The sequence below is a fragment of the Pseudomonas emilianonis genome, from assembly GCF_023072625.1.
Lineage (GTDB): Bacteria > Pseudomonadota > Gammaproteobacteria > Pseudomonadales > Pseudomonadaceae > Aquipseudomonas > Aquipseudomonas paraveronii.
Map to the genome: position 1 here is coordinate 1 of NZ_JAKNRV010000268.1, position 7,180 is coordinate 7,180.

12 protein-coding genes and 1 pseudogene are annotated in these 7,180 nt (G+C 61.2%); 4 read left to right on the plus strand and 9 right to left on the minus strand.

The features are described 5' to 3' along the window. From L9Z73_RS21835 to L9Z73_RS21860, 6 genes are all read right to left on the minus strand, one after another. Window positions 1-258, minus strand: a 258-nt coding sequence (locus L9Z73_RS21835) for a LysE family transporter (RefSeq protein WP_345894180.1), incomplete at its 3' end; no start/stop codon positions are given. Window positions 259-332: 74 nt separating this feature from the next. After that, window positions 333-1,124, minus strand: a complete 792-nt coding sequence (locus tag L9Z73_RS21840; protein ID WP_247405344.1) for an AraC family transcriptional regulator — start codon at window positions 1,122-1,124, stop codon at window positions 333-335. 50 nt (window positions 1,125-1,174) lie between these two features. Further along, window positions 1,175-1,861, minus strand: coding sequence for an arsenical resistance protein ArsH (arsH, locus tag L9Z73_RS21845; RefSeq protein WP_247405347.1), 687 nt, complete (start codon window positions 1,859-1,861; stop codon window positions 1,175-1,177). After that, window positions 1,858-2,343 carry an arsenate reductase ArsC gene (locus L9Z73_RS21850; protein ID WP_247405350.1) on the minus strand — a complete coding sequence of 162 codons (486 nt, stop codon included), beginning with the start codon at window positions 2,341-2,343 and terminating at the stop codon, window positions 1,858-1,860. The genes arsH and L9Z73_RS21850 overlap by 4 nt, the downstream gene beginning before the upstream one ends. Before the next feature lie 13 nt (window positions 2,344-2,356). Further along, the gene (locus L9Z73_RS21855) at window positions 2,357-3,640 is read right to left on the minus strand and encodes an arsenic transporter (RefSeq protein ID WP_247405353.1); all 1,284 of its coding nucleotides are present in this window, start codon (window positions 3,638-3,640) and stop codon (window positions 2,357-2,359) included. Window positions 3,641-3,659: 19 nt separating this feature from the next. Then, entirely contained in the window at window positions 3,660-4,016 is a 357-nt protein-coding gene (locus L9Z73_RS21860) for a metalloregulator ArsR/SmtB family transcription factor (RefSeq protein ID WP_247405356.1), read from the minus strand. A 177-nt stretch (window positions 4,017-4,193) separates the two neighbouring features. On the opposite strand from L9Z73_RS21860, the gene L9Z73_RS21865 reads away from it, so the two are divergent. From L9Z73_RS21865 to L9Z73_RS21875, 3 genes are all read left to right on the plus strand, one after another. Further along, entirely contained in the window at window positions 4,194-4,409 is a 216-nt protein-coding gene (locus L9Z73_RS21865) for a hypothetical protein (protein ID WP_003191339.1), read from the plus strand. A gap of 71 nt (window positions 4,410-4,480) precedes the next feature. After that, entirely contained in the window at window positions 4,481-5,176 is a 696-nt protein-coding gene (locus L9Z73_RS21870; RefSeq protein ID WP_247405359.1) for an AzlC family ABC transporter permease, read from the plus strand. Beyond that, entirely contained in the window at window positions 5,173-5,484 is a 312-nt protein-coding gene (locus L9Z73_RS21875; protein ID WP_247405361.1) for an AzlD domain-containing protein, read from the plus strand. Before L9Z73_RS21870 ends, L9Z73_RS21875 begins: the two co-directional genes overlap by 4 nt. A 106-nt stretch (window positions 5,485-5,590) precedes the next feature. Here the strand turns inward: L9Z73_RS21875 and L9Z73_RS21880 are convergent, their stop codons facing one another. After that, window positions 5,591-5,848 (minus strand): hypothetical protein, encoded by a 258-nt coding sequence (locus tag L9Z73_RS21880; protein ID WP_247405364.1) that lies wholly within the window; start codon window positions 5,846-5,848, stop codon window positions 5,591-5,593. A gap of 109 nt (window positions 5,849-5,957) precedes the next feature. On the opposite strand from L9Z73_RS21880, the gene L9Z73_RS21885 reads away from it, so the two are divergent. Then, the gene (locus tag L9Z73_RS21885) at window positions 5,958-6,311 is read left to right on the plus strand and encodes a hypothetical protein (protein ID WP_247405367.1); all 354 of its coding nucleotides are present in this window, start codon (window positions 5,958-5,960) and stop codon (window positions 6,309-6,311) included. Between the two features lie 143 nt (window positions 6,312-6,454). Here the strand turns inward: L9Z73_RS21885 and L9Z73_RS21890 are convergent, their stop codons facing one another. After that, window positions 6,455-7,060 carry a YoaK family protein gene (locus L9Z73_RS21890; protein ID WP_430624305.1) on the minus strand — a complete coding sequence of 202 codons (606 nt, stop codon included), beginning with the start codon at window positions 7,058-7,060 and terminating at the stop codon, window positions 6,455-6,457. Further along, window positions 7,055-7,180: pseudogene (locus L9Z73_RS21895) on the minus strand (class I SAM-dependent methyltransferase); the annotation flags it as partial. The pseudogene L9Z73_RS21895 and the gene L9Z73_RS21890, both read right to left, overlap by 6 nt.

Here is a 7,180-nt window from a genome sequence, read left to right on the forward strand (position 1 = left end):
GCCCAGTTGCAGGCCGTTGGCGGCGAACAGGCGTGAAGCACTCATCACCGCGCCAAGCCCGGCCAACGCCCCGGACATCGCGTAGACAAAGAGCAGCACCTTCCACACCGCGTCGCCGACCAGCGAACCGACCTGCACCAGCAGCGCGGGAGTAAAACCGTGCAGCAAGCCACGGCGAAGGGTCTCCGCCAGCACAGCGCCGGGGGAGAGGCAAAACACAAAACCGAATACCAGTGCGTAGAAGAAGATCGCCAGCATGCCAGTGCTCCATCAAATGATGGCGGGCAGTGTGCTGGCGCACGCAGAGGTTGTCTTGGACCAGATTGTGCTGTTCAGCGTTTCGCCACACTTTGATAACGGCCGGGCGTGATGCCATAGGCTGCGCGGAAATGCCGGTTGAGGTGGCTTTGGTCGGCAAAACCGAGCTGATGCGCGACCTCGCCGGCCGCCATCCCATTGCGCAATAGGCCTTTGGCGCGGCGCGTGCGCAATTGCATGGCCCACTGACGAGGGCTGAGCCCGGTCTCTTTTTGAAAGGTGCGCAGCAAGTGGAACTTGGACAACCCCAGCTCCTCGCCGAGGTGGTCCAGGGGCAGCGATTGATGCAGTTGTTCGGCAAGCAACTCCTGGGCGCGACCGATCAGGCTTTTACCGGCGGCCGCGCTGGCGGGCACGCGCACGCCGCTGAGGCTGACCACTTCGCCCAGCAATACAACCAAGGCGTCTTCGTTCAACTCACGGACCAGCGCGTCGCCGCTTAAGGCGCCCTTCGCCACTGCCGCCAGGCGCCGTGCGACATCCGGCTGGAAGCACAGCGATCGATCGAACTCGACATGCGCCAGCCCTAGGTCGCCGGCCAATTGGTTCTCGCTGACGTAGAGGCTGACAAACTGCCACGGCGCTCCGTCCGCCGCACCGCCGCCCTGAATCTGCCCTGGGTTATACAGGGTGATGGACCCTGGCCCGGCCTCGAACTCCTGGCGGTCCAGCCAGACTTTTTCCTCGCCTACAAGATTCACGCCGATCACGCATTCGTCATGGCTGTGGCGCGCAAAGGTCAGGCCGGTGCAATGGACGCTGTTGATTTCGTAGTTGCCCAGCCAGGCGTGTTGCAGGGTGCTCATGGGGTCGGCTCAGTCACGGGATGGACGTGAGCATACCCCCTCGGCAGGGCTCAGATCGACCGTTGATTGACCCGTTGCGACAGTTCATCCGCGCTTTCCTTGCGCTCCGAGTAGCGGTCTACCAAGTCCGGGCGATCACGCAGCAGCACGGTGAACTTCACCAGTTCTTCCATCACATCGACAACGCGATCATAGAGCGCCGAGGGTTTCATGCGGTCCTGATCATCGAACTCCATGAACGCCTTGGGCACCGAGGATTGATTGGGGATGGTGAACATACGCATCCAGCGGCCGAGTACGCGCAGTTGGTTGACCGTGTTGAACGACTGGGAGCCGCCGCACACTTGCATCACCGCCAGGGTCTTGCCCTGGGTCGGGCGGACCGCGCCCAAGGACAGTGGCACCCAGTCGATTTGTGCCTTGAACACCGCTGACATCGAACCGTGTCGTTCAGGGGAGCACCAGACCTGGCCTTCCGACCATTGCATCAGCTCCAACAGTTCCTGCACTTTGGGATGCTCACGCGGAGCATCATCGGGTAATGGCAAACCGCTCGGGTTAAAGATGCGCGTTTGCGCGCCGAAGTGTTGCAAGAGGCGCGCGGACTCTTCCACCAGCAGGCGGCTGAACGAGCGTTCGCGGGTCGATCCATAGAGCAGCAGAATGCGCGGGGGCTGACTCGGTTCGACAGGGCGTGAAGTGATCAACGACGCGTCCAGATTGGGCAGGGTGGTCATGCTTGCTCCGCCTGCAACAGCGCAATGCGCTCGAGTTCTGCTTTCAGTTCGCCAGGGTCGAGATCGGCAAAGGGCAGGGCGAAAAACGCCTGGCAGCGCGTGGCGATGGTGCGCAACGTGGCGTCGAAGGCGGCTTGGATGCTTGCCTCGTCGCCGTCGACATCCGAAGGATCTTCCAACCCCCAATGCGCCTTCAGCGCCGGGCCGAAATACACTGGGCAGGACTCACCGGCAGCCTTGTCGCACACCGTGATCACCACATCCGGCGGGCTGCCTTCAAAGGCGTCGTTACCCTTGCTGTACAGGCCCTCGGTGCGGATGCCCGCCGCCTGCAAGGTACTCAGGCTGCGGGGCAGCACCTGGCCCTTGGGGAAGCTGCCGGAGCTGACCGCCTGAAACCCTTGCGGCGCCAGGTGGTTGAACATCGCTTCGGACAAAATGCTCCGGCAGCTATTGGCGGTACACATGAACAAGACTTTCATTGGCGGATGTCCTTTAGAGGCTAAGGCGCAAGGCGAGGGCGGCGAGCGTGATCAGCAGCACCGGCAAGGTCAGTACAATCCCGACCTTGAAGTAATAACCCCAGGTGATGGTGATGCCTTTGCGCGCCAGGATATGCAGCCATAGCAGGGTCGCCAGGCTGCCGATGGGGGTGATTTTTGGGCCGAGGTCGCTGCCGATCACATTGGCGTAGATCATCGCGTCCTTGATCACGCCGACGGCATGGCTGGATTCGATGGACAGCGCACCGATCAACACCGTCGGCAGGTTGTTCATTGCTGAGGACAGCAATGCCGTCAGCACCCCGGTGCCCATGGCCGCGCCCCACACGCCGTAGGTGGCGAAGGTGTCGAGCCAGGTGGCCAGGTAGGTGGTCAGTCCGGCGTTGCGCAGCCCGTAGACCACCAGGTACATACCCAGGGAAAAGATCACGATCTGCCAGGGCGCGTCCTTGAGCACTTTGCGCGTGGAAATCTTGTGGCCTTTGGCTGCGATCACCAGCAGCAACACCGCGCACGCGGCAGAGATGGCACTGATGGGAATCCCCAGCGGTTCGAGGGCAAAACACCCGACCAGCAGGATGCCCAGCACCCACCAGCCGGCGCGAAAGGTGGCGCGATCGTGAATGGCGCTGGCCGGGTCAGCCAGGTCGGCCGGGTCGTAGGTCTGCGGAATATCGCGGCGGAAAAACCACAGCAGCACCGCCAGGGTGGCGGCGACGCTGACGAGGTTGACCGGCACCATCACTGCCGCGTATTCATTGAAGCCGATCTTGAAATAGTCCGCCGAGACAATGTTCACCAGGTTCGACACCACCAACGGCAGGCTCGCCGTGTCGGCAATAAACCCTGCGCCCATGACGAACGCGAGGGTTGCCGCCGGGGAAAAACGCAGCGCCAGCAACATCGACATCACAATGGGCGTGAGGATCAGCGCCGCGCCGTCATTGGCAAACAGCGCCGACACCAGCGCGCCCAGCAGCACCATATAGGCAAACAACCGCCGGCCGCGCCCACGGCCCCAAAGGGCCACATGCAACGCTGCCCAGGCAAAGAATCCGGCCTCATCCAGCAACAGGCTGATGACGATCAGCGCGACAAAGGTGCCGGTGGCATTCCAGATGATGTGCCACACCACCGGAATGTCCGCCAGGCTGATCACGCCACAGGCCAGTGCGAGTATCGCGCCCAGGGTCGCGCTCCAGCCGACGCCCAGGCCTTTGGGCTGCCAGATGACCAGGACGATGGTGAAGATAAAAATCGCAATTGCGACAAGCATGGATAAACGCTCCGGTAGTTCAACAGCAGGTGCTGGCTCGTTGTGGTCTGTCGCCCATTGCATCAAGACGCTGCGCGTCGTTTTGCAACCATGGCTGGTTGGCTTGCAGGGTGGTGTCCAGCACGTGAGTTACCCAGGCGGGCAGTGCCGGATTGATGCGGTAGTAGATCCATTGCCCCTGGCGCCGATCCAGCAGTAACCCGCTGCTGCGCAGTTGCGCGAGGTGGCGTGAGATTTTCGGCTGGCTGTCGTCAAGTGCATGGATCAGTTCGCACACGCAAAGTTCGCCTTCGCGCAGGACCAACAGGGTCATTCGCAAACGCGTGGCATCGGCCAGGCATTTGAACAGAGCAGGAGGGGAGAAAGGGTCTGACATGGCCACGGCCTGTGCGTATACGTGTATTCGAATATACGTATTTCCATATATTGCAGTCAAATCCTGTTTCAATTGATATGGATCAAATGTCTGGGAACACGCCACAAGTGATTGAAATTAAAATGAAACACAAATGTCCTAAAGTGCCTGCCCATAGCTGATGAAGGAAGACCACGCGTGACCCGTGCCACTCGCAACCTGCGCAAGACCCTCGATTCCGTCGCGGAAAATAATGAAACCGCGGCGTTTGATCTGATGCGCGCCGTCGAAAAACTCGGCGATGAAGTGCTGCGCCAGCGCTTGCTCAATACCATCCACCGCCTCAACCAGGATGCCTATGAGCTGCGCGAAGCGCGAGACTCGGTGGAGCAGGTGTCCGTCAAGCTGGCCTGAGCAAGATCGTTCAAGACAACCTGCACATGGCGCTGGCATGCTTGTCGACTGTCTGTCGATGAGCGGTTCCCATGCCTACTGCCTTACCTCATTACGCATTCGCCCGTGGCGCGATTGCTGTCATTCCGCTATCCCTGGCGTGCGCGCCCTGGGGCTTGCTGGCCGGTTCAATGGCCATTGATGCGCAGTTTTCCCCGCTCGAAGCCCAAGGCCTTTCCGCCATTGTCTTTGCCGGCGCCGCGCAACTGGTCGCCATCGGCATGGTTAAGAGCGGCGCCAGCCTGATCTCCATCTTGCTCACGACCTTGCTGCTGACCTCGCAACATTTGCTCTACGGCATGCATCTGCGTCCTACCTTGTCGGCGTTCAAGCCGCGCTGGCGCATGAGCCTGGGCTTCCTGATGACCGATGAGTTCTTCGCCCTGGTCAGCCAGTACGACCGCGAAACCTTCAACCGTTGGTACGCGCTGGGCGTTGGCCTGACGTTCTATATCGCCTGGAACCTGTTTACCCTCGCCGGCATCGTCCTGGGCAAGAGTATTCCAGGGCTCGAACACCTGGGCCTGGAGTTCTCGATCGCCGCGACCTTTATCGCGTTGATCACGCCCGTGGTGCGCGATGTGCCCACCGTGGTGTGCGTGGCGGTGGCGCTGTTGGGCTCGGTGGGCTTGAGCTTCTTGCAATGGGAGTCGGCCGTGGTGGTGTCGGGTGTGTTGGGCATGAGCGCAGGGTTTGCCTGCAAGCGACTGGGAGTAGGGCAGGCATGATCTTCGTGATGATTGTTGCAATGGGACTGATCGTATTTCTTAACCGCTACCTGTTTATCGAACCGCGCCTGCCCGTGCGGCTCAATCGTGGTGCGCGTGAGTTTCTCGGGTTTGCGGTGCCGGGCATGCTCACGGCAATCTGCGGGCCGATCATTTTTTTCGCCGACCACCAGCTCAACCTGAGCCCGGCCAACCCCTACCTGCTGGCCGGGATCTGTGCGGTGGCGCTGATGTTCTGGACGCGCAATGTGCTGCTCACGGTGCTGTTGAGCATGGCGTTGTTCTACCTGTTTCGCTGGTGGCTTTAAACGCGCAGGCGAAAAAAAGCCCGCGGGAGGGCGGGCTGAAGGGAACTTCTAAAAGTGAGCCAGGCCATTATCCGTGGCGGGTTCTACCGTCACAGTGAAACTAAATTCATTCAGCGGCCGGCGCCGGCTTCTTTTTCGCCTTGGCCTCGGCCGCCAGGCACTCCAGCGCAAACTGCTCGGTGTAGGTCATCTGGATCGGCGTACTTTCGCCTTTCACCGTGCGCTCGCCGTCGAGAATGTAGCGAATCCGCTTGTCCGTCACGCCAATGCGCTTGGCGATCCACGTGGGCGTCTGGCCGATGCGGCTGATCAGCTTGTCGGCATAGTCGGTGGATGGGTTGTAGTGTTCGGCATTGGGTGTCATCGGTTTTCCAGGTAGAAGCGAGCTCGCAAGTAGGCGACAGGGTGACGTAATAATCCGTGAGTGTCGCCTGCTAATGGTAGAGTCGCGTTTTTTTCCAAGGAGCGATGGCATGCGGAAACTGGTAATTGGCGCATTGGTACTGGCTGCACTGGGCGGTTGCGCGGGCTCGAAAATGAACGCGGCACGCTCCGGCACGCCCTACAAGACCTTGGCTTCGGACAAGGCTGCGCTGGTGGTTGCCCAATGTATCCAGTTCGGCTGGCAGGACGAGACGGTGTTTGGTGTCGACGCCGGCGGCTTCAAAGAGCCGATCGAGGCGGGTGGTTTCACGGTGTACACCACCGGCGGCGACTACTTTGTCGACGTGCGCAGCGCAGGGGCCGGTTCCTCCGTCCATTACTACGCCGCTGATGACTCTATGGTCGCCAAGCGTCGTTTGGCCGCACTCGCGACTTGTCTGTAATCCGTTGCCTTAGTGGTTTTAGGACATGCCTGGCGGGACAGACGCTGGACATTGTCTTATGATTCACCCGCTCGCTCGACGTGATGGCTCTTTACCAGTACACGGACGTCGAGGCCGTAACGTCGGGCGAGCACCTCTGGTTATCAGCGCGGCATGTACCCCAAGTGCCAGCGCCGGGGGATCTTCAGTGACACCACGCCCAACACTGCAGCCAGCGCCCCGCTGACCAGCAGCGCACTCAAGCCCATCCGATGCTCCAGCAGCGCACCGATCACCGCCCCGATAAACATCCCCGTCCATGGGACCAGTTGCACGCGCCACCCATTGCGACGCTCCCCCAGCAGCCAGCGGCCCAGCCCGCGACCAAAGCGTGATAGCGCTCCGGTGACATAGGTGAGCCCCACCGGCAATCCGTTCACTTCTTCGACGGCGGCATTGAGCATGCCCATCGCCACAATTGCCGCCAGCAAGGCCGGCAGCATATCGTCGAACGGCCACAGCGCGCCGGCGCAGAGCAGCGTCGCAATGCACAGCAGCAAGGGCAGGGCGTGGCGCCGGCTGATACGGCTGACCATGACACCCAAGGCGTTGCCGACGATGAAGGTTGCGACCAGCAATAGCAGGCGCCCGGTCAGGCCCAGGTCGCCTTCGCTGATTGCCACCGCCAGGCGCGTGGTGTTGCCGCTCATGAATGAGACAAAGTCGCCGCTGGCCATGAAGCCTATGGCATCGGTCATGCCCGCCAGCACCAGCAGGCGGCCACCGGGCTTGAGCACGCGCAGCATCGAGCGGATCGCGTCTTCCTTGTGGGTCACGTTGCGCAGGCCGAACGCGATGGTCACGCAGTCGAAATGGTTGTCGGGGAACGG